The sequence below is a fragment of the Phormidesmis priestleyi ULC007 genome (genome assembly GCF_001895925.1).
Taxonomy (GTDB): Bacteria; Cyanobacteriota; Cyanobacteriia; order Leptolyngbyales; family Leptolyngbyaceae; genus Phormidesmis_A; species Phormidesmis_A priestleyi_A.
Genome location: NZ_MPPI01000008.1, coordinates 112,912 through 136,611 on the forward strand (window position 1 = coordinate 112,912; position 23,700 = coordinate 136,611).

Sequence of the window (23,700 nt, forward strand, 5' to 3'; positions counted from 1 at the left end):
GAGAGACCTCAATGGGCATCCAAAAAAGTATTCAAATTGACTCGCCTGATGAAATCGCTGGAGCAGGGATTGCCTCACTTTTTGGTGAATCGATCTAATCAACAGCTTTACGAGGCTTCATGGCGGCTCAAACAGGAAATCGAGGGCGATAACACCTCGCTGCTTCAGCAACTCAGAATTACGCAGATGGAAGCTTTATCAAAGCATCAGATGAGTTTGTCAAGTGGAGTCACAGCTATTTGCAGTCAACCGAGAATGTCTATAACAGTGAGTCGAGCTATGCTCAGTAGACATATTTATCCTTGCTGCTCAAACGTGCTACTTCGTCATGTGCGTTCAAGACAGATTTACTGGCGTTGTGGACATTGCTATCAAGACATGCCCGTTTAGAAAACGAACACGTCTTTATACAAACGATATTTAAAGTCGCTCTACAAGATTCAATACAATGACTCAAATTCTAGATAGGTTGTCTACTGAGTGTGCCGATCGCATTCTCTGTGCTACATCAATGACACTCACAAGATTAAAGTCCCCCGGATCATAAATATCTCAAACTGGTACTTTGAGCGCGTTATTTTTCCAGGAGAAACGCTTTTGTTTGAAGCGCTGCCAAAGGCTCAGTTAGAGATTTATACCACGATATTTTCTAGGGTCGCTCTAGTCGAAATTACGGCTTGAGAGCGTTTGGTTATCAAAGATTCTCAAGTTAACGTCAGTTCGACGAGTTTTTTCGCTTCGTTCTCAGCGGCTTCTGCCCCCTAAATCCCCCATTCTGGGGGACTTCAAGCCAAAATTCCGGTTCAAAGTCCCCCAGTTTTGGGGGATTTAGGGGGCTTCTCGAATTCACAACCAGGCAAACCATTTCTGTCGAACTGATTGTTTAAAGCGGCGGCTGTGGCAAGCGTAGCGTAAAGCAACTGCCTTCGGTGCTGGATCGTAGCGTAATCTCACCGCCGTGGAGTTGTGCCAGTTTTTGAGAGAGCGCCAGTCCCAATCCGGTGCCCTCGTAGTTGCGATCGAGCTTGCTGTCAATCTGCTGAAAGGGTTGAAACAGCAGCGCTTGGTCTGATGGGGAAATGCCGATGCCAGTGTCGCTCACGGCAAACTCAATGTCGTCACCAGATTGGCTGACTCGCAGCGTCACCGAACCCGACTCAGTAAATTTGATGGCGTTTGACAACAGATTGACCAAAATTTGTTTCAAGCGGCGTTTATCGGCAATGCAGGTTGTCACATCTAAACCAAGGATGAGGATGAGTTCTAGACCTCGATCGGCTGCCCGCTCTTGCATCAAGTCTGAGCAAGACTGACACACTTCTGTGACTGAGATCGTTTCTAGCTCTAGTTCTTCTCGCCCTGCTTCAATTCTCGCGAGATCTAAAATCTCGTTGATCAGACTCAACAGATGATGACCAGAGGCAGAAATCGTTTCGAGATATTGTCGCTGTTTGTCGGTCAGCGAACCAAATAGCTGTTTCAGCAAAACGCTAGAAAACCCCAGAATGCTGGTCAACGGCGTTCTCAGTTCGTGACTCATGTTGGCCAAAAACTCACTCTTGGCACAATTGGCAGCTTCTGCAATCAACTGCTGCTCTTCAAAGGCTTGAGTCCGTTTGTGGACAAGTTGCTCAAGGTTTTGATAGCTGTGAGCATTGTGGAGCGCGATCGCTGCATTTTCAGAAATTTGTTCTAGCAAGCGAATTTCATCGGGACTAAAGGTGCGGTGAACGGTTGTAGTGTGTAGAGACAGAGTGCCATAGAACTTGTTGTGGATCAGGATGGGCACCCGAACGATCGAAAGAGTCTGCGATTGCTTGATCAAGTCACTCCGAGTTTGGGAGCGAAAACAATCGGCATAGTTGAATGCCTGAAATGGCTCGTGCTGCCAGACATCGGCATCGGGGTCAGTGCGATCGAACCACTCTGATAACGGTAAGCTCCCTCCTAGCATGGAGCAAACTTGCGGGGTGACTCGCCACTCTTCAACCACTTCGACCTTTTCTGCTCCAATCTGCCAAATCACGGCTCGATCGACCTTTAAGTTTTCTCCGGTCAGCCGCACAATTTCTTGCAGCACTCGGTCTGGCTCAAGCTGAGAATTGAGCGATCGACTGATGTGATGGAGTAATTCTTCCTGCCGCGCCTTTTGTTGAATGCAGTGATAAACTTGCATCCGTCTGGTGATGATTGCGCCTAGCAGCAGAGCCGTCTGGGAGATGGTCAGCATATAGAACTGGACTTTTGCGAGATCGAAGCCTAGCTGAGGGGCTTGTGATTGCAAAGACTCTATATAACCAAACCCCGAATTGATCATCAAAATGCTGATCGTGGCGGCGGGCAGCCCATAACGCACCGTCAGCCAGAGCATGGGCAAAAAACTAACATAAGCAAAACTGGGGTTGCCATTGATGCGTATCCCAAACCCCACCCAAATTCCCAGCAACAGGGCGCTGGCTTCTGCGGTTCGTTCTAGCCACACCCGTAGCGTCAGATCAGGCAATCGAAATCGCCGCTGTGAAATCACTGATCGCAGCCAGGGCACCACGCAAACCAAGAGAAACGGGGCTAGAGATGCAATGCCAATGCTGTCTCCGATCCAAAAATGCAGCGTATAGATTTTCCAATCTGACCAGGAAACTGTCCCTGCGATCGCCAGGTTAGCCACCGCCAGCACAGCCAGCACCAGCGGTGTAATCAGCGTGGCGATGAGCACAAACCGCAGCACATCTCGGAACCGATTGAGGCTAGGATCAATTCGTAGACAACGGCTGAGAAAAACATTCGCGCCGCCATAAACTCCAGCGGTGAGTAGCGCGTAGATCAGTCCATAAAACCAAGGAATGTTAATGGGGGGAACAAACCAAACATCAATCAGCGAAGTGAGAAAAAGTGCTGGCAGATAGCGCAAGCCAAACACCTGTAGCAGAACAAAGTTGAGCGCAGGCGGTGGGTAAAACAACGAAACTTCTGGAGCGGTTTCAAAGATCAGAGATGCTCGGTCTAATGCCAGCCAACTGAGCGTGTAGACCCCGACGATCGCGATCGATCGCGCCGACGCTACAAGCCGTCGTGTCAACCTGCTCGATCGCACCTTTTGTTCTTTCACCTGTCTATCAGTCACAACCTGACCTGACAATCATCAGCAAAGCTGACCGTTCCACTTGTCAATTTACTCAGAAGGTTCTTCCTCTGCTTCAGCAATGGTTCGTTTTGTAGCAAAGCCGTCGAGAATGATGCCTCGAATGAGTGTCACTTCATCATCCAGGCTTTTGGCGTGATCTTCGTATTTTGTTGCCGCGTTCTGTAAATTGTAGGTTTTCATTCGCTCAGACATTTGACGCGAGAACGTGACTTTCTCCTCCATGGCCCGAACAGCCGACCACAAAGCATTTTCAATATTCTGAGTTTGCTCTGACAGAAACACATTAGCCGTGAAAGAGTGCCCGATGTGACAGCGAAACCGCAACGGCTCTTCTGTGCCAATTTGCCAGATGCTGCCGTTGCATTCAGGGCAGGTGTAAGTCGTCCGAGTCCCGATCGCTTCTACATTCTTTAGAAACTCCTGGGTATTCATCTCCTGCTCAGCAATCTTAGATTCGACTTCAATTTCTTCAGTCACGGCGGGTTCCTCCTCGGCGACGAGTTGCGACAACTGCACTAGCCTGTCTGGAATTTCTGCAAGCGGCAGGCAGTGATCGACCTTCACATATCGCAAAGCACTCTTGACCATGCTGGGATATTCTGCCTCGTTTGGGTCTTGGACGATCGCCACTCCGCCCCGTTTCTTGACCGCCTGTAGCCCCACAGTGCCATCATCTAGATAGCCAGTCAGCACTACACCCACCACTCTTGAACCATAAGCACGGGCGGCAGAACGAAATAACGCATCGATCGCGGGTCGAAATCGGTTTTCTTGAGGCCCGCGCACTACGCGCATCGCGCCTTGATTGACCAACAGGTGATAATCGGGCGGCGCAACATAGATTCGCCCTTTTTGAATTGACTCTCCATCTGCCGGGTGAGATGCCGGGAGAGCGCTCACGTCTGCAAGAATTTTAGGAAGAAGGCTGGGCTTATCGGCTGCGAGATGCTGAACAATAAAAAGCACAGCATCGATATCAGCAGGCAGCGCCCCCACGATCGCGCCTAGTGCTTTAAGTCCACCTGCCGAAGTTCCAATCACAATAATGTCGTGTCCAGGCATAAATTCCTTTTCTAAATGAATGAAAGCAGCCCAACCCCATCATCTATGTCTTTTGAATGGTTTAGCTCAACTTATACAACGATCGAGCAACTATGACATTAACTAAGACCTGATCTTCAACAGCAGGGTGTAAAGCTATTTGTTGTTCACAGACATTCTAAAACGGGACTAAACAAGATGGCTGACATTGTTGATACTGCTGTTAAAGCGGGTTCTTTCAATACCCTAGTGGCTGCGGTGAAGGCGGCTGGCTTAGTCGAGACGCTTAAAGGCACGGGCCCATTCACTGTGTTTGCGCCCAGTGATGAAGCGTTCGCAAAACTACCAGCAGGCACCGTAGACGGGTTGCTCAAGGACATCCCTAAGCTCAAGAAAATTTTGACCTATCACGTTGTCTCTGGCAAAGTGATGGCGGCCGATGTGGTGAAGCTGAAATCAGCAAAAACGGTGGAAGGTTCAGAGGTGAAAATTGACGCGACTAATGGAGTCAAAATCAATTCTTCGACTGTCACAACAGCCGATGTTGCGGCTGATAATGGCGTTATTCACATCATTGACACTGTGCTGATGCCAGCATAAGCGATCGTCTCTGGGGCTATGGCATGCCATCCGACGGGGCAAGGTATGCCATGCCCTCATACAGATCTGTCACACTCACAAATCAGATTGATATTAAACATTCACTTTTCACAACAAAGTAAGGGATACAAATTGTGTCGCACTACATCAACGAATCTGAGAGTATATTTTCACCAAGGCAATGTCTTGAAAACCGCGGTCGGGTTGCCATTTTTATTGATGGATCTAACCTGTTCTACGCCGCGCTGCACCTAGAAATTGAAATTGATTACACTAAGCTACTTCGTTATTTAACGGCAGACTCTCGTCTACTGCGCTCCTTCTTTTACACTGGAGTCGATCGCAGCAACGAAAAGCAGCAGGGCTTTCTGCTGTGGATGAGCCGCAATGGCTATCGCGTCATCTCTAAAGATTTAGTACACCTCCCCAATGGCTCCACAAAAGCCAACTTAGACATTGAAATTGCGGTCGATATGATGTCGTTGGTTAAATCTTACGATACTGCCGTGTTATTGAGTGGCGATGGCGATCTGACTTATGCAGTCAATGCCATGAGTTACCAAGGGGTGCGGATTGAAGTGGTCAGTTTGCGATCGATGACCAGCGACAGTTTGATTAACGTTGCCGATCGCTACACTGATCTCGACACCATCAAAGAAAACATTCAAAAGATTCCGCGCCGCTCTACTGCCCAGTGTCTAGAGTCAGTTTATCAAACGATTTAGATGACGAGTAGACGATGTGAGACTTTCCTAAAACCGCTCAAAAGCAGCCCTCACCCTAGCCCTCTCCCGCAGGAGAGGGAACTAGAAATCGCTTCAAAGCCCCTCTCCTGCGGGAGAGGGGTTTGGGGTGAGGGTTCTTAGTCGCACATCGCGTGATCAGTTCGATATCTACTTGTTCTATAGGGACGATCGAGTCCTTCCTTTAGTCAACTTGTAATTCAAGCTACAAAACTCTAACGTTAAGCCAGAAGTATTCGTGACACTTATGGCAATTAAAGAAAAACCAACCCCGTCTCGTCCTCGCTTAATCGCGAATATCCTACTAGCCGTATCGGGCGTATTCCTCCTCGTGAACTTGTTTTTGCCAAATTTGTTTGGCGCTCAGGTTCCGGCTGTGCCCTACAGTCTGTTCATTCACCAAGTGCAAGAAGGAGAAGTCAACCAAGCTGCGATCGGTCAAAATCAGATTCAGTATCAACTGAAAACGGAGAATGATACTCCTGGGCAAGTGTTTACAACGACTCCCATCTTTGACTTAGAGTTACCCAAACTTTTAGAACAAAAAGGCGTTGAGTTTGCGGCAACGCCACCTTCTAGAAATGGCTGGTTTACGAGTCTGCTCGGTTGGGTGATTCCACCACTGATTTTTGTAGCGATTTGGCAGTTCTTTCTAGCACGGAGCGCAGGTGGGCCACAGGGCGCACTGTCGATCGGCAAAAGCAAAGCCAAAGTCTACGTCGAAGGTGAATCTGAAAAAATTACGTTTGCGGATGTTGCAGGCGTAGAAGAAGCGAAAACCGAGTTAGTTGAGATTGTTGATTTTCTTAAAACTCCGGCACGCTATATTGCGATCGGCGCTCGGATTCCCAAAGGCGTATTGTTAGTCGGCCCGCCCGGAACCGGAAAAACGCTCTTAGCAAAGGCCGTTGCGGGAGAAGCGGGTGTGCCATTCTTCAGTATTTCGGGTTCTGAATTTGTAGAACTGTTTGTGGGTGTGGGTTCTTCACGAGTTCGCGATCTGTTTGAGCAGGCGAAAAAGCAGGCTCCTTGTATTGTGTTTATTGATGAACTCGATGCGATCGGCAGATCTCGCAGCAGCAACGGCATGTATGGCGGGAATGATGAGCGAGAACAAACGCTCAATCAACTGCTCACAGAAATGGATGGATTTGCGGCAACTGATGCCACTGTGATTGTCTTAGCTGCAACAAACCGTCCTGAAGTTTTAGACCCAGCGCTCTTGCGTCCCGGTCGGTTTGATCGTCAAGTGTTGGTCGATCGTCCTGATCTGGCGGGTCGTGATGCCATTCTCAAGATTCATGCTCAAAAAGTGAAGTTGGGCCCCGATGTCGATCTCAGGGCGATCGCAACTCGCACACCCGGTTTTGCCGGAGCCGATCTTGCCAACTTGGTGAACGAAGCTGCACTTTTAGCGGCTCGAAATCAGCGTCAGACCGTGGCTCAAGAAGACTTTGCCGAAGCGATCGAGCGAGTAGTTGCTGGGCTTGAGAAGAAGAGTCGCGTGCTCAACGAAACCGAGAAAAAGATAGTAGCCTATCACGAAGTTGGTCATGCTTTAGTTGGAGCATTAATGCCGGGAAGTGGTCGAGTCGAAAAGATCTCGATCGTGCCACGAGGCATGGCAGCGCTAGGCTACACGTTACAACTGCCCACTGAAGATCGCTTCTTGTTGAATGAAACTGAATTGCGGGGTCAGATTGCGACGCTGTTAGGGGGACGATCGGCTGAAGAAGTGATTTTTGGCAGCATCACGACGGGCGCTTCTAACGATTTGCAACGCGCAACCGACTTAGCCGAGCGAATGGTGACAACTTACGGCATGAGTAAAGTGTTGGGCCCATTAGCCTATCAGCAAGGACAACAAGCAATGTTTTTGGGTGATAGTGCGCCCAACCCTAGACGAATGGTGAGCGAAGACACGGCAAAGGCGATCGATATCGAAGTCAAAGAGATTGTAGATACAGCACATGAACATGCGCTCGCTATTCTGCGGCAAAATCAAGAATTGCTGGAAACGATCGCGTCTCAACTGCTCGAAACCGAAGTGATTGAAGGCACAACACTACACGATCTGTTAGGCAAAGTCCAATCTCCAAGCCAAGTTACTGCCTCGCGAGAAGTTGCTGTCTGACACCAATCTGATTGAGTGCCATGCCCCTACAAAGAAGGCACGGTGTAGGGGCGACATGTCGTACCCTCTTACTCTATTTGAACGTGAACTCGACGACTTCGTTACGAGTCCATCGCGCCCCCTAAGTCCCCCAAATTGGGGGACTTCAAGCCAAAATTTCCGGTTCAAAGTCCCCCAGAATGGGGGATTTAGGGGGCAGAAGCCGCTGACAACGCAGCGACCCCCCACCGAACTGACGTTAATTAAACTAAATCGATCGGTCTTGCAAGACTGCAATCAACAAAAGCCCCTTCCCAAAGATTGTTGGAAAGGAGCTTACTATTTGAACAAAATTTCGTTGTTTCTGACAATGAAAAAATTCTAATGTTAGTTAACTAAGTGTAGAAGATCCCGTAGAACGCTAACTCCTGACAAGTCCCATAACAGGTAAGCAACAAAGCCGATCATGGCTAAACGACCGTTCCACAATTCGGCTTGAGGGTTGAAACCAAAAAGGAAAGCGTTACGATCGACACCATTATATTCTTTAGCAGTAGAAGGTAGGTCAGTCGTTTTGTTAGTCTGCATTGGTAACATTCCTTAATGACTTGTTACCTTTCATAATATTTGCAGACTTTGCTTTTACCGTCCGCCTTTAGAGGCATCTGTGAACTATTGGGTTAAATCCACGATCGCCAACACCAGTTGAGCTAAATCGATTGGTTTTCCAATATGAGTCTGAAACCCAGCGTCGATCGCCATTTGCTGCTCTCGATCGCTGACATAGGCAGTGATTGCCGCAGCCGGAATCTGTCCCCCAGCTTCCGCACCCAGCCGCCTCACTTGACGAATCAGAGAAAACCCGTCTTCTTCTGGCATCCCGATATCGGCTAAGAGCACATCATATCTGCCAGGAGCTTCAGTCAGAGCCGCGATCGCCTCCCTAACCGAAGTAACCACAGTGACTTCTGCCCCCTCTTCTTCCAACATATATTTCATCAGGTCGAGGCTATCTACATCGTCATCGACCGCCAAAATCGATAAGCCTGCTAGAGAGGGCACCGTCTGGCTCACGATATTCAATTCCTCCGCGGTAGGTTCTAGCTGACTTGGCAGTGTCTCTGGCAGCATCGATCGCAGGGGCAGCCTCACAATCACCGTGGTTCCTTGCCCTTCGCCGGGGCTTTCTGCTTGCACCGTGCCGCCGTGGAGTTCCACAATATGCCGGACGATCGACAACCCTAAACCCAAACCCTGCTTACCTTTAGTCGTGCTGGAATCGCCTTGACGAAAGCGATCGAACACGTAGGGCAATATCTCTGCTCGAATGCCTTGCCCAGTATCACTGACTCGAATTTCGGCATGAGTTTGCACTGGTTCTAATGTGATTTCCACTTGTCCGTCAGTGGGCGTAAATTTAACGGCGTTAGAAAGGAGATTCCACAGCACTTGCTGTAATCGATCGACATCGCCCACGATCATTGCAGAAGTTAGCTGCGAAACGATTTGAATCGATTTCGCTTCGGCAGAGAGTTGGATAGACGAGATCGCGGCATTCACGACCAAAACTAGATCAACCCGATGCGAGTTGAGGTGCAGCTTGCCGCTGGTGATTCGTGAAATATCCAGCATGTCTTCGATCAGTTGAGATTGTGCCCTAGCACTCCGCTCGATCGTTTCTAGGGCACGGGTGACGGCTGCCTCGCCTAGCTTGTGGGTGCGGAGGATTTGCGCCCAGCCCAGCATCGCATTCAATGGGTTGCGAAGTTCATGCGAGAGGTTGGATAAAAATTCGTCTTTCGCGCGATTGGCAGCCTCCGCCTCTTGACGGGCTAGTTGTTCTTGGGTTAGCAGATGCGATCGCTCAATCTCAAACTGTTTGCGATCGGTGATGTCTTCGATCGCCAGCAAGATCCGTTGAGTATCCCCGGCTTCAATCATCTTTAACGCGTTCAGCAGCATAGTTTTCTGCCCAATTCGCTCAAAATTATGCTCGACCTCGAAGTTTTGCAAGATCGTATTGTTGGCAAAAATATCTTCTAGGAGCGATCGCAGTCTGGGTCGGTTCCACTGCCCGTTGCCCAGATCGAAAATCAGCGATCGCGCGGTTTCGTTCGGCTCAACCTCAAACGTTTCGTAGAACGATCGATTGGCTTGGTTCACCCGGAAGTCAGACTCCAGCACGAGTAGCGGAACTTGCACGGTTTCTACGATCGCTTCTGCATAGTTCCGAGCTTCTTTTAGCGTGGCCGCACTGCGCTTGAGGGCATCAATATCGAGCAACACCAACACTACGCCATCAATCTGGTTTTGAGCGGTGCGATAAGGGCGAATGCGGAGCGTATACCAATGTCCGCCTTGAGTCTGCACGTCTAGCTCCTTGACGTTGAGCGTTTCTAGCACCTCCAACATCAATGGCTCTAGGTCGGGAACATTGAGATTGGCTCTGATATCGCTGAGGGGTCGCCCAGCATCGGTGGGAATGAAGTTGAATAACCGCTGCGCCATCGGCGTAAACCGTCGAATTCGTAAGTCGTGGGTCAACATCAAAATCGGGATGTTAATGCTGGCAAGCAAATTGGTCAGATCATTGTTGACCTGGTGCAATTCTGAATTGCGGCTGCGAAGTTCTTCGTTAGTGGTGTTAAGTTCTTCGTTGGTTGCCTGAATTTCTTCTTTGGCAGTTTCTAACTCCTCGTTCGTGCTTTGCAGTTCTTCATTGCTCGACAAAATTTCTTCATTGGCAACTTTGAGGTCTTGAGTCACATACTCCTGCTCTTGAATGACTGCCTGCAAATACTCCTGAGTTGCTAATTGTTCTTGAGTTGCGGCGGCGAGTTCCTGCCGCAGCCGCGCATTCTCCTGCTCTAAATCTCCCTGCTGGCTTTCTAGATCGACAGGACTAAGGCTACTGGCTAGTAGAGCGTCTTCAAACAGCACTAAAAAGCGGTATTCTTCAGCAGTCGGAACTTTAAAGGGAATCACCTGAAGATTGACCATTCTGGATTGCTCGCCCTCTTTTAGGTGAAGTCCGTTCTTGATCACTGGCATCTCTTGCCGTTGCGCTTGATAAATGGCGGCACGTAGCTCGACCAGCAAGCCATCACGCACTAGGTTGAATAGGTTGAAGTTGGCGATTCCAGAAACCAGTTTTAGGTAGCGATCGATGTCTCCCCGCAGTTGCAGCACCTGCATCTGGTTGTCAATCACGACCCCGATCGGCGCGTAGCGATTAGCGATCAGTTGATCAACCTTTTTCTGCAAATCAAACCCTTCGGTCGGAGCCTGTATCGGCTGACTCTCTCTCACCCTAGCGATCGGATAGCGGCTGGGGGTAAATGAAAAGGTGGAACGCGTCGCGGTTAGCTTCTTGGCATAAATTCTGCTCTTTCTCTCGACTAAAGTAAACAATTCTGAAGATTGACCCGTGCTTTCTGACGTGCCGAGCAGCAAAAAGCCAGTCGAGTTAAGGCTGTAATGGAAGATCGGCATGATCCGCTTTTGCAGCGAGTCGCTCAAATAAATCAGGACATTGCGGCAGCTAATTAGATCGAGATTAGAAAACGGCGGATCGCTGCCCAAGTTTTGACGGGCAAACACGCAGAGTTCTCGCACTGCCTTGGTGATTTGGCAGCCACCGTGTTCAAGGGCATGAAAGAATCGGCGGCGCTCTGGTGAAACCTCCACCATTTGATTTTCTTGATAAATGCCCGATCGCGCTTTGTTGATCGCTGACTCGCTGATATCGGTCGCAAAAATCTGGATCGGCGGCTGAGTGGCGTGATCTGCCAAAAACTCTAGCAGGCAAATGGCGATCGAATAGACCTCCTCGCCCGTCGAACAGCCTGCGACCCAAATCCGAATTGGAGAATCTGCCGACTTATTTCGCACGATCGTGGGGAAGACTTGCGTTTTTAGCAACTCAAAGGCTTCGGGATCGCGAAAAAAGCTGGTGACGTGGATCAAGATTTCTTCAGACAGGGCTGTGATCTCAGCCGGATTTGCTTGCAGATATGCGGCATAGTCCTCTGGCTGTTCCAGTTTACATAACAGCATTCGTCGATGAATCCGACGATCGAGCGTGTTGGGCTTATAGTGGCTAAAATCAACCCCTGTGGTCGATCGTAGCAGCGCAAAAATCGTCGCCAGGGCATCTCCTGGTTGGGGCGACTCCTCAGTCGAGATTAGCGGCAGTGGACGCTCCAGCATGGGATTGCGACTAAGATTCACTAGTTCTTCGGCAATCTTTTCGGGCGGCAACACAAAATCGACATTCCCGGTGGCAACGGCGGTGTTAGGCATACTGTCGAATCTTGCGGTGCTTTCACACTGGGCAAACGTTACGCCCCCGGCTGCCTTGATCGCCTTCAGCCCCAGAGAACCGTCTCCATCTGACCCTGATAAAACGACAGCGATCGCTTTATGCCCGCGATCGGCTGCCAACGAAGCAAAAAAGGCATCTCCTGGCATATATTTGCCAAACACCTTCTCGCGAGGCGACAGTTGCAGCATCCCTTGAGACAAAATCATCTTGGTGTTGGGCGGAATCACATAGACCTGGTTTGGCTCCACCTTCATGTCGTTTTCCACCTGGTGCACTGGCAGTTGCGTCGCTCTGCTGAGGATCTCTCTTAATAAACTCTCATGATCCGGCGCTAAATGCTGAATCAGCACAAACGCCATGCCCGTATCAGTGGGCAGATGGCTGAGTAGCTGCGTAAAAGCTTCCAAACCTCCCGCAGATGCGGCAACCCCGACGATCGGAAAGGACGCTTCGATCGCGCTTTGCTGCATCAAGTCAAACGGTTCTTGTGACGCTTGTGCTTGCGCGTCTCCAGAATTAGAGAACGGTTGCTGAGAGGGGGGGTTAGAAGTCATAGAATAAAGCCTATCACTACCAAAAATTAGCAACTGAGTTTTTTCCTCTAGGTTGCTGATCTGCGTATACCAAATAAAACGTAAATAGGACTTTTAGTACAAGGCTCTTAAGGATGAAAAAGCTGCTCAAATTGCCTAGAAGACCCTCCTCGCAAAGCTCTCGCCAACTCTTCTCCCCCAGGAGAAGGGAGCAAGATTCAAAGTCCCTCTCCCCAGGGAAGCGGGATTTAGGGTGAGGGCAGTTCGCATCATCTTACATTTGATCAAGTCTGTCTACTTACTAGGAGAGTGTTGATGGCAATCCAGCTAAAAGTGACTCAAAGCACCATTTTCAAGCAGACAACCGAACAGTCATCCCAAATTCCCGACGAGGATAAAGTTGCGATCGCCGCTGGTAAAAGCTTTGACGTGCACTCCTGGAAACTAGTTGACCAAAACCACATCAGCATTGCACTGCTGAAAGATTTTCTGGGCAATCCACCGCGCAACACCTGGTATGCTCACATCCCAGACATTCAACTGATTAAGCCTGCCAGCCTAAAAGTGACTCAAAACACGATTTTCAAGCAGTCTACCGCCGATTCTTCACAGGTTACAGCCCCGTATAAAGTGGCCGTTGCCGCTGGGCAGGTGTTTAATCTCCAGTCGTGGGCAACCGCCAACAATAACCATTTCAAAATCACGTTAGCGTCTGGCTCTTTGGGTGATCCACCTCGGAACACTTGGTATGTCTATGCGCCCCACATGCAGTTTATCAATCAGCAACCCCAGACTATTGCGATCGATCAACCGCCACCTCCGTCGGGTGGGCTACCTCGCACAAAGCAGCTTAACGTGCCGCACAAAAGCCAGCTTGACAATGCTCTCAACCCGACTGGAGCCTGCAACGTCACCTCTTTGGCCATGGTGATCGCGTATTTTCAAATCAAAGGCTCAACGGGTGTGGGGCAACTGGAAGATGAAATCTATGCCCACATGGAAGATCGGGGGTTGGTGCGTGGCAACCCCGAAGACTTATCCCAGACGGCGTATGATTATGGCTTAATCGATGACTTTACCTACCGAGGCAGTTTGTTTGACATTCGTAAGGCGATCGCCGAAGGTCGTCCTTGCATCATTCACGGAAATTTCACTAGTTTTGGTCACATCATTGTGGTGCGCGGCTATGACCCGTATGGTTTTTTTGTCAATGATCCCTACGGCGAATGGACATCTTCTGGCTATCGCACCGACCTTTCTGGTGAGAATCTCCACTATTCCAACACCCTGATCCAGAGTAAATGTTCTCCTGAAGGCGAAGATTATATTTGGCTGCATCGGTTTGCCAAGCGTTAATGAATCTGGCTATAAACTAATGAACTTGCCCTCACCCTAGCCCTCTCCCAGAGGAGAGAGAATAAGATTTCTAGCCATCCTTCAGGAGAGGGTTGGGTGTGAGGGTCATTCATGATTACTTGTTGACTACTAAACCCGTTACTGGGGCAGGGAAGAATGGAACAGGGGGTGGAGATCCATAAGCTTGTTCGAGTTGGGCAGGAGTCAACGATCGTACTAGATCAACCTGAATTGGTTTTTGGCTGATTGCCTGTGCATATGAGGCAGACAAATAGGTTTGATACTCAGGATGTTGAGCGACGTATGTTTGCATAAACGCTAAACTTAGTGCCCGGATATAGTCTCGCGTTAAGGCTGGATCAGGGCCAGCAAACAGAATATCTCGTTGAGTTAGTGGCTGATTTTGCTTACCTCTCTCCCCCTGGTCTGCCGCTGTGTGACCTGCTGGAACCATTGATACCAGGTATTTTTTCTGAGTTTTCAACCATAGAAATGGGTGAATTTGTTCAGATACCGCACCTGTCAAAAAATCGTGGCTGGCGCTGACTAGCATCGTGGGAACTTGAATTCTGCTCATTTCTTCTGGCCCAAACACAATGCTAGTGAGAGGATTGATCGAAATGACCGCTTTGATACGAGGATCGCTAAGATTGCTCTCAGTTGCAGGAAGTTGCGAACTTAGGCATTGCAAATAGATTGAAAGATTGATGCGGGGTTTGTTGATCGCGCAGTCCTGAACTACCCGCGCCATATTAAGCCGTGCGCCTGCTAGGGCTAAAGCGGTATAGCCACCGAAAGAGTGTCCAATTACGCCAACATTTTGTAGGTTGAAACGCCCTTTTAGCGTCGGGTCTGATTGAGTTAATTGTTCCAACTCATCCAGCGTTTGTTTAATGTCTAAAGGGCGTTCAACAAAATCAGCCGGGTCAACATTGGTGTTGATTAAACCTGCAAGTAACGCCTTTTTGATAGCTTTCCCACTGCCCACATGTTCCGGTATCGCAACCACAAATCCGTAAGAGGCTAAATGTTCACCTAAATAGCTAAACCCAGTGGGCGTGGAACCCATTCCATGAGAGATGGCAACAATGGGCGCAGGTTGAGACGTGCCTTCAGGGATGTATAGCTCAACTTTGAACCGACGATTCACCCGATTCCCCTCAAGCGATCGCACGGGACGCTCTAGCTGTAAGGTGCGCCGACTAACCTGAAACGGCCCCGGTTTTCGGGGATCGGGTAATTGCGAAGCCGCTAGTTTCGGCTCAGTTGCTGCTTCGGCTTGCGCTGCTTGGGCGATCGCGGTCGTCGCTGCCTTTTTATAATCCACAAGCGTGAGCAAAATCTGCTGGACTGTTTGAAGATCGGTAAAATTAATTAGAACTCTTTTTGTTGGATAGTTCCGCAAGAGATCGATGAGGGTATAACTCTGAGATTTGTGAGCAGACAAAATCCAGGCAGCCCGAATGGCGTGAAATCCGTTAACCCCTGCCTCCGTTTTTACCAGTTGCCCCAAGCGTTGCAGAAAATCTTCTGAAATCGGAGCATAAGTCAATTGAGAAGTGGTTGTCAACGACAGATCGCCGTGGAGTTGCAACAGTTTACGCAACTGAACCATTCCCTTAGCCCCAACAAACCGAGCATAAAATCTTAGTTCACTGTCCACTTTGCCAGTTTCAGCAAAGGTTTGCAGAGAATTAACCGACAGCGAGAGTTTCAATGGCCCGTAAATGATATATAGTTTCTCAGCGCTGAGAGCGGGTTTGGGTTTCAGCGCGATCGGCACCATCACCAACCCAGTACAGCAAAGAATTAAAAAGAGGCGCAGTATTAAACGATTACGACGTGCCGCTTTAGACATAAGACCTATAAACCCGAAAGGCAAAGATTCTATAGCTTGTTTAATCTCAACAGTGCTTTGTTGCATGGATCAGAGAGATGAGGACTGGATTTGAGGCAGCAAAGCTGCATCGCCTCACATGATAAGACAAACAAGTAAGAAACTTATAGGAAGGGTTGCAGTCGTCTTTTATCTCGCAATCTGACTCACTGGAGTGTTTGACTTAAACGGTTTTGCGATCGCATTAGTTAGGTTAGTGAGTCAAGCGTAAGGAACGTGGATTTATTAAGGTGTAACTTCTAGCCCTCTCCCTAAGGAGCTACGGTGTACACCAATCTTTGTCGCTGCGTTTGGGTCGGCTTCAGCCCCCTAAATCCCCCATTCTGGGGGACTTTGAGCTAAGACTCTGGTTTCAAAGTCCCTCACTCGTGGGGGATTTAGGGGGCAAAAGCCTCGGCGATGACAAATCAGAGGACTTTTACAGGTTATTTAATCCACGATCCTAAGTAGGTTGATAGTGGGCAAAACTTAAGGGCGAAACCAGCAATTCGAGAAGCAAATCGAACAGCTCAATTTGTCCAGAATTCTTGTCTGCGGTTCTGGATGGACAATCGCACAGAATCCTGAATCCGGTAGATAGGCAAAATTTTTCCGCCTAATTTGTATTTCTCATTGCCACCGTGCGATTTTGGAGGGCGATCGCGTCGTCTGGTTTTAGCGCTAAAACTTTGTCATAGCTGTCAACGGCTTCTGCAAATCGTTTGAGGCTGACCAAAATGCTGCCACGATTATTCCAGGCGCGAAAGTCGCTCGGTTTGAGGGCTAAAGCCCGATCGTAGCTGGCGATCGCGTCTTCAAGCCGTCCCACTGTTTTGAGCGCAACGCCCCGGTTATACCAGGCTTCGTAATAATTGGGATTTAGCTGCACAGCCTGATCAAACTGAGCGATCGCGTCCTCATGGTCGCCGAGCTTCATGCAAGAACACGCTTGACTATACCAGGTGGCGGCGTGATCGGGCTGCAACGCTAAGACTTTTTGGTAACTCTCGATCGCAGCTTCGTGACGATTGAGCTGTTTAAACGCAAGTCCGCGATAAAACCAGACATCGGCATCTTCTGCATCGACTGATAACGCTTTTTCATAGCTAGAGATGGCAGCTTCATAATCTGCTAAACACAGCAGCGCATGTCCTCGATTGATCAGCGCATCTTGGTAATCGGGACGCAGTTCTAACGATCGATTAAAGTGCGTCACCGCCCCTTCATAGCGATGAGTGACATAGAGCGTCACGCCCTGCATACACCAGGCATCAGAAAACTTGGGCGTTTGCTCTAACGCTTTGCTAAAGTGAGAAATTGCGTCTTCATAGCGCTTGAGTGCAAACAGCGTTAAGCCTTGACTATAGTGAGCGTGAGGATAATCGGATTGCAGAGTTAAGAGTTGATTAAAGCTGGCGATCGCTGTCTCAAAATCTTTAGCAACATAGGCTGCCCATCCCCTACTGTAGTGAAGATCTGGGGAGTTGGGATGATAGACGATCGCCCGTTCAAAGCAGGAGACGGCGGCTTCGTGCTGACCCAAACTGATTAAAACGCTGCCCTTTTCGCTGAGAGCATCATAGAAGTCTGGTTTACGAGAAATCGCTTGGTTAAAGTAGTCGATCGCCGACTCGTAATCTCCAACCTGGCTAAAGTTTAATCCTTCTTGAAAGAGGCTTTCAGCAGTGGCGTGTTCAGTCTGGATCATAGAGCGTCGATCGGGTTTCCCGTCAGTAAAGATTTGGGCTTGAATGCTTTAGATAAAGTACCCAGATCAATCCTGACGATGCATATCCGCTTGATTTAATGCACGGGTGCCCCGCCAGTTGCCTTAACTTTTTTGAGAAACGGAACGGCAATGCCACTGATCAGCAGCGCACAAGCGATGAAAAAAAAGCAGTCATTAAATGCCATCACATAAGACTCTCGATGAACAGTGTTGCTAATCGCGGCGATCGCCTGATTGTGCGCCGTTGCCAAGTCAGATCCCCGACTGACAAAAAACTGTGTGTAGCGATTAATCGCTTCTTGAGTCGCAGGATTGTAGAGAGAAACCGCTTCGCCCAGCCGATTGGAGTGAAACTGTTGTCGAGTCGTGAGCAGTGTGGCGATTATCGCGATGCCAAACGAGCCACCCAGATTTCGCATCATGTTAAATAAACCCGATGCCGATCCGGCTTGAGAAGGGGGCAAGCCTGCGGTGGCGATCGTAGAAATTGGCACCATGATCAACGGTTGCCCAGCCGCCCTCACTAACTGTGACCAGCGCAATTGATCGATTCCTGATTGATTGGTTAACTCAGAGTTCATAAAGCAACTAGCTGCAAATAAACCGATCCCAATGCCGATCAAGATTCGCACATCCATGCGCTGCATTAATTTGGGCACAAAGGGAATGATCAGCAGTTGCGGAAAGCCAACCCACATCAGAACTTCGCCGATCTGCATGGCGCTGTAGTCTTGAATTTGACCCAAATAGAGCGGCAGAATATAAACTGAGCCATAGAGTCCCAACCCTAACGACACGTTGATCACACTGGCTAAACCAAAGTTGCGTTCTTTGAGCAATCGCAGGTTAATAAACGGTTTTTTGCGCCGCAACTCGATCCAAAAAAAGAGGGACAGAAAGATTGATGCCACGATCGCTAACTGGGCGATCAGCGTTGAGCTAAACCAATCTTTGCGGCTACCTTCTTCTAGCACGACTTGCAGCGACCCTAGCCCGATCGCCATTGCCGCAATTCCACCCCAGTCACCTTGTTTGAGCAGATTTAACTGCATAGGAGTCGCATCGATCGCATACCAAACGGCAGCAACTAGCAGCGAACCTGGAATAATATTTAGATAAAAGACAAAATGCCAGCTAAAATTTTCGGTTAACCATCCCCCCAACGTGGGGCCAATTGAAGGTGCAAATGTAGCGGTGATTGCAAACAACGCCATGCCAGTAGACTGTTTAGACGGAGGCAATGTCGTTAACAATACCACAAACGCCATCGGAATCAATACACCGCCCGTAAACCCTTGCAATGCGCGAAACACAATCATTGAGGGCAGATTCCACGCTGATGCACAGAGCACAGAGAAGAATACAAAAAGGATTGCATTGACTAACAGATAGCGACGCGTTGAGAAGACTTGAGACAGCCAACCTGTTAATGGAATCACCACGATTTCGGCAACCAGATAAGAAGTCGAAATCCAGGAGCCTTCTTCAAGCGTTGCCCCCAATGCGGCTTGAATATCTCTCAGTGAGGAATTCGTAATTTGAATATCCAGCACTGCCATAAAGGCTCCCAAAATGGTGCCAAAAACCCCAATCCAGGTTTTAAGAGAGACGTGATCGGAGCCTGGCTGAGACATTGCAGAAGAACTAGCCACAAAAACCTCCCATGATTAAAGGTGACGCTCGGTTAATAAACCCATACGATCGTAAATAGGCAGAACAATTTGACGCATCGCCGGAAGCTGCCGAGAAAAATAGATCGAAGCAGCAATGCAAATCACGCCGCTAATCACGAGTGTATTGGGAGCGCCAATGCGACTGGCAAGACTTCCGGCAAACAAATTACCAAAGGTCGCCATGCTGATAAACGCGATCGTATACAAGCTCAAAACTCGTCCCCGCTTATCTTCTTCAACGATCGTCTGCAAAATCGTGTTGCTCGAAGTGGACTGGAGAATTAAGCTGCTTCCCAGCATAAACATCGCGATCAGCGACAGCCAAAGCACTTTAGAAAGGGCAAAGACAATCAGGGCAATTCCAAACACCGTGGGCGCGATCGCAATGATTTTTCCTAGACCGACGATCGTGCTGCGTGAACTGAGATAAACGGCTGACACCAACGCCCCCAAGCCAGACGATGCCATCAAAAAACCCAGCGTTTGCGGCCCGCCATGAAGAATGTTAGTGACAAAAATGGGCGCTAACACGGTGTAGGGCATTCCCACCAAGCTTACCAACCCGATCAGCAGCAGAATTGAGCGAATCGGAGGAAACCCAAACGCATAGACAAGACCCTCTTTGAGCTTCCGCAAAACCGTGTCTGACTTGCCAACCGAAGCTATCTGCCGAGGTCGGATTCGCATTGCCAAAAGTCCGATAATCACAGCAATGTAGCTGACTCCATCGATTAAAAAGCAAGTAGAGGTGCCTACTGCGGCGATTACCAAACCCGCGATCGCAGGCCCAATTAATCTGGCACCACTAAACAATGAAGAATTGAGCGCGATCGCGTTACTTAAATTCTCTCGTTGTTCAACCAGCTCGATCACAAAAGTTTGGCGGGTCGGCATATCGATCGCGTTCACACAGCCCTGAAAAATACTCAAAACAATGATGTGCCAGATCTGAATCGTACCGCTAAACGCCAATGCTGCCAGCGCTAACGACTGAATCATTGACAGAATCTGAGTCCCAATCAGAATTCGATGACGATTCAAGCGATCAACCAACACACCTGCAAATGGACTCAGCAAAAAATTAGGCACCTGCTGGGCAAATCCAACCACGCCCAAAAGCAGCGCTGAATTAGTCAAGCTATAAACCAACCAAATCACCGCCGTTTGTGACATCCAGGTGCCGACCAGAGAAATTCCCTGTCCAGCAAAAAACAAACGGTAGTTGCGAGACGAGAAAGCGCGGAAAACAGGGCTAATTTTCTCCGTGATAGACATAGCGATCGCAGCTCAGTAACATTTAGCAATACTTCAGTGTTCAAGTTCTTCTCACTGAGCAATACCCTCTGAAGAATGAGATTCAATAAAGAAAAAGGGTGAAGATCTACGATCGCTAGACTCGTAGATCTTCACCCTTTCTAAACAGACGTGAATTCGATGGAGCCTTTCGCTGCGGTTGCAAATCCGGGTTGCCCCCTAAATCCCCCAAAATTGGGGGACTTTGAACCTAAAGTCTGGGCTTGAAGTCCCCCAGAATTGGGGGATTTAGGGGGCTGAAGCGCTGAAGAACAAAGCGAAAGAACTCATCGAACTGACGTTAAACAGAATTACTGTACCGTCACTGTCACTTCTGCTGACATCCCAGGAGTAATGAACGACTCATAGCCGCGAATGCTATCGGCATCCAACGTCACTCTCACCGGAACTCGTTGAACGACTTTTGTAAAATTGCCCGTTGCATTATCAGGCGGCAACAGCGCAAACGAGGCACCCGATGCTGGGGATAGACTTTCAAGATGACCGCTAAATGTCTTGCTCGGAAAAGCATCTAGCTTGACTTCGGCAACCTGTCCCGGACGCATTTTTTCTAACTGCGTCTCTTTAAAATTGGCAGTCACCCAATATTGGTTATCGACGATCGCCATCAATAGGTTTCCGGGCTGAACTGATTGACCGACTTGCACGGTTTTACGACCCACGCGACCCGCAACCGGAGCCGTAACATTTGTGTAAGAAAGCTGTAGCGCCGCATTCTTAAGCGCAACTTGTGCCTGATTAATCGCCGCTTGCGCCGTCTGATAATCGCTGCGGCTCACTGTGGTCTGCACGTTTTTAGCCTGAGCTTCTTGCACACCGCCTTGCGAAGAACTCAGCCCAGCTTGTGCCGTCGCCACCCCTTGTTGAGCTTGAGCCAATTTTGCTTGAGCTTGAGCAACTCCCTGATTAGCCGCCGCTTTTTGGGCACGAGCCACCGCAAACGCTTGTTGAGCAGTATCAAGATCACGACGCGCCACCGCCCCAGAGTTGTAGAGCGCCTGAAAGCGGTTCAGATCAGTCTGCGCCTTTTGCAGGTTAGCATCAACCTGCGCGACTTGCGCCTGAGCTTGAGGAATGCCCGATCGAGCTTCGGCAACTTGAGCTTGAGCGCTGGCGATCGCTGCCACTGCGCTGCCGACTCCACCCTGAGCTTGCGTGTTAGCAGCTTGAGCATTTTGAGCAGCCAAGTCGATGTTTACCTGAGCCGTGTTTGCTTTTCGACGAGCCGCTTCTAAATCGGTCTGAGCTTGCTGAAGCTTAATTTGATAGTCACGAGGGTCGAGTTTGACGAGAGGTTGCCCGGCGCTGACCGTTTGGTTGTCATCGACTAATACCTGATCAACCGTGCCCGCAAGCCGCGAGCTGATGGAGTGAATATTGCCAGTCACCGTCGCATTATCCGTCGATTGATGAGTTGAGGCGAATTGCCAATAGTGATAGCCAAAGCCACCAGCCACGATCGCGCCACCAACACCCACCCCTGCCAAAATTGCTTTGAGCGGTTTTTTGCGAGGAGCCGCAGGCGCGGTGTCAGGAGTAACTGGACGATCGACTCCGATCGGAGTCTCTTCGACAGGCGGTTTTTCTAAAACGATCGTGGGCAATTTTGAAAAATCGCTGGCTTCTTGAATGACTGGCTTGTGACCGTTGGTAGATTCAGTGCGAATGCCTTTCATGAGAATGACGTTCCTTGGGTGCAAATGAAGGTTAAAAAAGTTTGTTCTTAAAAAAGTCGATTGTTAGAATTTTTACTTAGCGCTCTAAATATCTGACTACAAACAGAATAACACGATTTTACTTAGAGTGCGTAATACTTTAGAAGGAAGCCCGATCTATCTTTGTAGAGCTTTCCGTATTGGCTAAATAGATCAACAGATCTTCCATACGGCTGAAGATCATTTGGCTGGTTCACTCGATCGAACCATTCCCTAATTTTCTCTATTCATCACGGTGAAAGAGATGCAATCGCAGTAGATTAAGAAGGATGAAAGCAGTCTCCAGAAATAGGGACACCGCCCATGGAGTGGAATGAGTTGGCGCAACACATCGGTGATATTCAAACTCAATTTCAGCAATTGCAGCAAACGATCGCCCTCTTGCCGCAGACCGACACACAAGCAACGCATCTCAATTACCTCTTTGAGAATTTGTTGAGTGGGCTGCAAAAAATTGACGGGTTAGAGATGCCATTGCAGGGTGAGCAGACTTTGAGAGCGAGTGAAGAAAAGTGGCGTGCTCTGAGCGCTTGCTCACCAGTGGGCATTTTTACCTGCGATGTCGATGGGCGAATCACTTACACCAATCCTCGCTGCCACGAGATAGGCGACTTCACTCTAGAAGCAAGTCTAGGTCAGGAGTTTGCGACGGTGATTCATGCTGAAGATCGCGATCGTGTTGTGTCTCAATGGTGTGCCCAAGCCCCAACCGGGCAACCCCACGCCGATGAGTTTCGATTGGTTAACCCGGAAGGTGCCGTGCGGTGGGTGCGAGTGCGAACGGCTCCGATCGTCTCCAACGACGGCAATTTGATGGGGCACACAGGCACGCTTGAAGACATCACCAAGCAAAAGCAAGCCGAAGCGCAAATTAAAGCCTCTTTGAGAGAGAAAGAAGCGCTCCTCAAAGAAATTCATCATCGCGTCAAGAACAATTTGCAGATTATTTCTAGCTTGCTTTATCTCCAAGCTCAGCGAATTGAAGACCCGAAAGTGCGACAAATTTTTGAAGACAGCCAAAGTCGAATTAGCGCGATGGCGCTTGTTCATGACAACTTGTATCGATCGCAAAGTTTAGCTAGAATTAATTTCTCAGAATATATTCAAACCCTGACAACAAGTCTTTTTTATACCTATCGAATTCAGCCTGATCTGGTGCAGTTAAAAATGGATGTAGATGATAATGTTTTAGTGAGTTTAGATAAAGCAATTCCCTGTGGCTTAGTGCTCAATGAACTGATGACCAATGCCCTTAAACATGGCTTTTCAGATGGCACAACGGGCGAAATCGCAGTCACGTTAAAGAAAGTATCAAGTGGTCAAATCTATCTAACTGTTGAAAACGACGGAAATAACCTCCCAGAAACGTTTGAACTCAAGACCATTCAGTCAATGGGGTTGCGACTCGTGCACGGACTCGTCAACCAATTGCAAGGGCATTTTGAGTTAGACAAAACTGATAAAACTTGCTTCACAATTACGTTTAGTGACTTGTGAATAGCTCTACAATGCTCTAAGCAGTTTAGCGATCGATCGCT

The 23,700-nt window shown here is 48.9% G+C and carries 15 protein-coding genes; 6 read left to right on the forward strand and 9 right to left on the reverse strand.

The window, feature by feature from the left end; all coding sequences use genetic code 11:
- The first annotated feature begins 480 nt into the window (after positions 1–480).
- Complete coding sequence (locus BRW63_RS09390; RefSeq protein ID WP_073070636.1) at positions 481–681, forward strand: DUF1830 domain-containing protein; 201 nt, start codon at positions 481–483, stop codon at positions 679–681.
- A gap of 202 nt (positions 682–883) precedes the next feature.
- On the opposite strand, the gene BRW63_RS27215 is transcribed toward BRW63_RS09390, so the two are convergent.
- The gene (locus BRW63_RS27215) at positions 884–3,124 is read right to left on the reverse strand and encodes an ATP-binding protein (protein WP_181314340.1); all 2,241 of its coding nucleotides are present in this window, start codon (positions 3,122–3,124) and stop codon (positions 884–886) included.
- Positions 3,125–3,172: 48 nt separating this feature from the next.
- On the reverse strand, positions 3,173–4,207 hold the full coding sequence (locus tag BRW63_RS09405) for a chemotaxis protein CheB (protein ID WP_073070637.1): 1,035 nt from the start codon (positions 4,205–4,207) through the stop codon (positions 3,173–3,175).
- Positions 4,208–4,384: 177 nt separating this feature from the next.
- Here BRW63_RS09405 and BRW63_RS09410 point away from each other — a divergent pair, with 177 nt between their 5' ends.
- From BRW63_RS09410 to ftsH4, 3 genes are all read left to right on the forward strand, one after another.
- Positions 4,385–4,786: a fasciclin domain-containing protein gene (locus tag BRW63_RS09410; protein ID WP_073070638.1), complete on the forward strand. Its 402-nt coding sequence runs from the start codon at positions 4,385–4,387 to the stop codon at positions 4,784–4,786.
- Between the two features lie 134 nt (positions 4,787–4,920).
- Positions 4,921–5,511 (forward strand): LabA-like NYN domain-containing protein, encoded by a 591-nt coding sequence (locus BRW63_RS09415; RefSeq protein WP_181314341.1) that lies wholly within the window; start codon positions 4,921–4,923, stop codon positions 5,509–5,511.
- 265 nt (positions 5,512–5,776) lie between these two features.
- Complete coding sequence (ftsH4, locus tag BRW63_RS09420; protein ID WP_073070639.1) at positions 5,777–7,663, forward strand: ATP-dependent zinc metalloprotease FtsH; 1,887 nt, start codon at positions 5,777–5,779, stop codon at positions 7,661–7,663.
- Between the two features lie 366 nt (positions 7,664–8,029).
- Here ftsH4 and BRW63_RS09430 read toward each other — a convergent pair whose 3' ends face one another.
- Together BRW63_RS09430 and BRW63_RS09435 are read right to left on the reverse strand one after the other, a co-directional pair.
- Positions 8,030–8,230 (reverse strand): chlorophyll a/b-binding protein, encoded by a 201-nt coding sequence (locus BRW63_RS09430; RefSeq protein ID WP_073070641.1) that lies wholly within the window; start codon positions 8,228–8,230, stop codon positions 8,030–8,032.
- Positions 8,231–8,314: 84 nt separating this feature from the next.
- Complete coding sequence (locus tag BRW63_RS09435; protein WP_083582798.1) at positions 8,315–12,520, reverse strand: chemotaxis protein CheB; 4,206 nt, start codon at positions 12,518–12,520, stop codon at positions 8,315–8,317.
- Between the two features lie 294 nt (positions 12,521–12,814).
- Here BRW63_RS09435 and BRW63_RS09440 point away from each other — a divergent pair, with 294 nt between their 5' ends.
- Positions 12,815–13,855 carry a C39 family peptidase gene (locus tag BRW63_RS09440; protein ID WP_083582799.1) on the forward strand — a complete coding sequence of 347 codons (1,041 nt, stop codon included), beginning with the start codon at positions 12,815–12,817 and terminating at the stop codon, positions 13,853–13,855.
- Positions 13,856–13,970: 115 nt separating this feature from the next.
- On the opposite strand, the gene BRW63_RS09445 is transcribed toward BRW63_RS09440, so the two are convergent.
- The 5 genes from BRW63_RS09445 to BRW63_RS09465 form a co-directional block, all read right to left on the reverse strand.
- Positions 13,971–15,713, reverse strand: a complete 1,743-nt coding sequence (locus tag BRW63_RS09445) for an alpha/beta hydrolase (protein ID WP_181314342.1) — start codon at positions 15,711–15,713, stop codon at positions 13,971–13,973.
- Positions 15,714–16,347: 634 nt separating this feature from the next.
- Complete coding sequence (locus tag BRW63_RS09450) at positions 16,348–17,439, reverse strand: tetratricopeptide repeat protein (protein WP_073070643.1); 1,092 nt, start codon at positions 17,437–17,439, stop codon at positions 16,348–16,350.
- 95 nt (positions 17,440–17,534) lie between these two features.
- The gene (locus BRW63_RS09455) at positions 17,535–19,112 is read right to left on the reverse strand and encodes a DHA2 family efflux MFS transporter permease subunit (RefSeq protein WP_223257337.1); all 1,578 of its coding nucleotides are present in this window, start codon (positions 19,110–19,112) and stop codon (positions 17,535–17,537) included.
- Positions 19,113–19,127: 15 nt separating this feature from the next.
- The gene (locus tag BRW63_RS09460) at positions 19,128–20,408 is read right to left on the reverse strand and encodes an MFS transporter (protein ID WP_073070645.1); all 1,281 of its coding nucleotides are present in this window, start codon (positions 20,406–20,408) and stop codon (positions 19,128–19,130) included.
- A 329-nt stretch (positions 20,409–20,737) separates the two neighbouring features.
- Entirely contained in the window at positions 20,738–22,123 is a 1,386-nt protein-coding gene (locus BRW63_RS09465) for an HlyD family secretion protein (protein WP_083582803.1), read from the reverse strand.
- 342 nt (positions 22,124–22,465) lie between these two features.
- Between BRW63_RS09465 and BRW63_RS09470 the strand changes: the two genes are divergently transcribed.
- Positions 22,466–23,659, forward strand: coding sequence for a sensor histidine kinase (locus BRW63_RS09470; protein ID WP_073070646.1), 1,194 nt, complete (start codon positions 22,466–22,468; stop codon positions 23,657–23,659).
- The last annotated feature ends 41 nt before the right edge of the window (positions 23,660–23,700 follow it).

Excerpts from the sequence above, each read along its gene's own strand:
- BRW63_RS09435 (WP_083582798.1), bottom strand. The coding sequence starts at position 12,520 with ATGACTTCTAACCCCCCCTCTCAGCAACCGTTCTCTAATTCTGGAGAC.
- BRW63_RS09445 (WP_181314342.1), bottom strand. The coding sequence starts at position 15,713 with ATGTCTAAAGCGGCACGTCGTAATCGTTTAATACTGCGCCTCTTTTTA.
- ftsH4 (WP_073070639.1), top strand. The coding sequence starts at position 5,777 with ATGGCAATTAAAGAAAAACCAACCCCGTCTCGTCCTCGCTTAATCGCG.
- BRW63_RS09465 (WP_083582803.1), bottom strand. The coding sequence starts at position 22,123 with ATGAAAGGCATTCGCACTGAATCTACCAACGGTCACAAGCCAGTCATT.
- BRW63_RS09410 (WP_073070638.1), top strand. The coding sequence starts at position 4,385 with ATGGCTGACATTGTTGATACTGCTGTTAAAGCGGGTTCTTTCAATACC.
- BRW63_RS09470 (WP_073070646.1), top strand. The coding sequence starts at position 22,466 with ATGGAGTGGAATGAGTTGGCGCAACACATCGGTGATATTCAAACTCAA.
- BRW63_RS09405 (WP_073070637.1), bottom strand. The coding sequence starts at position 4,207 with ATGCCTGGACACGACATTATTGTGATTGGAACTTCGGCAGGTGGACTT.
- BRW63_RS09440 (WP_083582799.1), top strand. The coding sequence starts at position 12,815 with ATGGCAATCCAGCTAAAAGTGACTCAAAGCACCATTTTCAAGCAGACA.
- BRW63_RS09450 (WP_073070643.1), bottom strand. The coding sequence starts at position 17,439 with ATGATCCAGACTGAACACGCCACTGCTGAAAGCCTCTTTCAAGAAGGA.
- BRW63_RS09460 (WP_073070645.1), bottom strand. The coding sequence starts at position 20,408 with ATGTCTATCACGGAGAAAATTAGCCCTGTTTTCCGCGCTTTCTCGTCT.
- BRW63_RS09430 (WP_073070641.1), bottom strand. The coding sequence starts at position 8,230 with ATGCAGACTAACAAAACGACTGACCTACCTTCTACTGCTAAAGAATAT.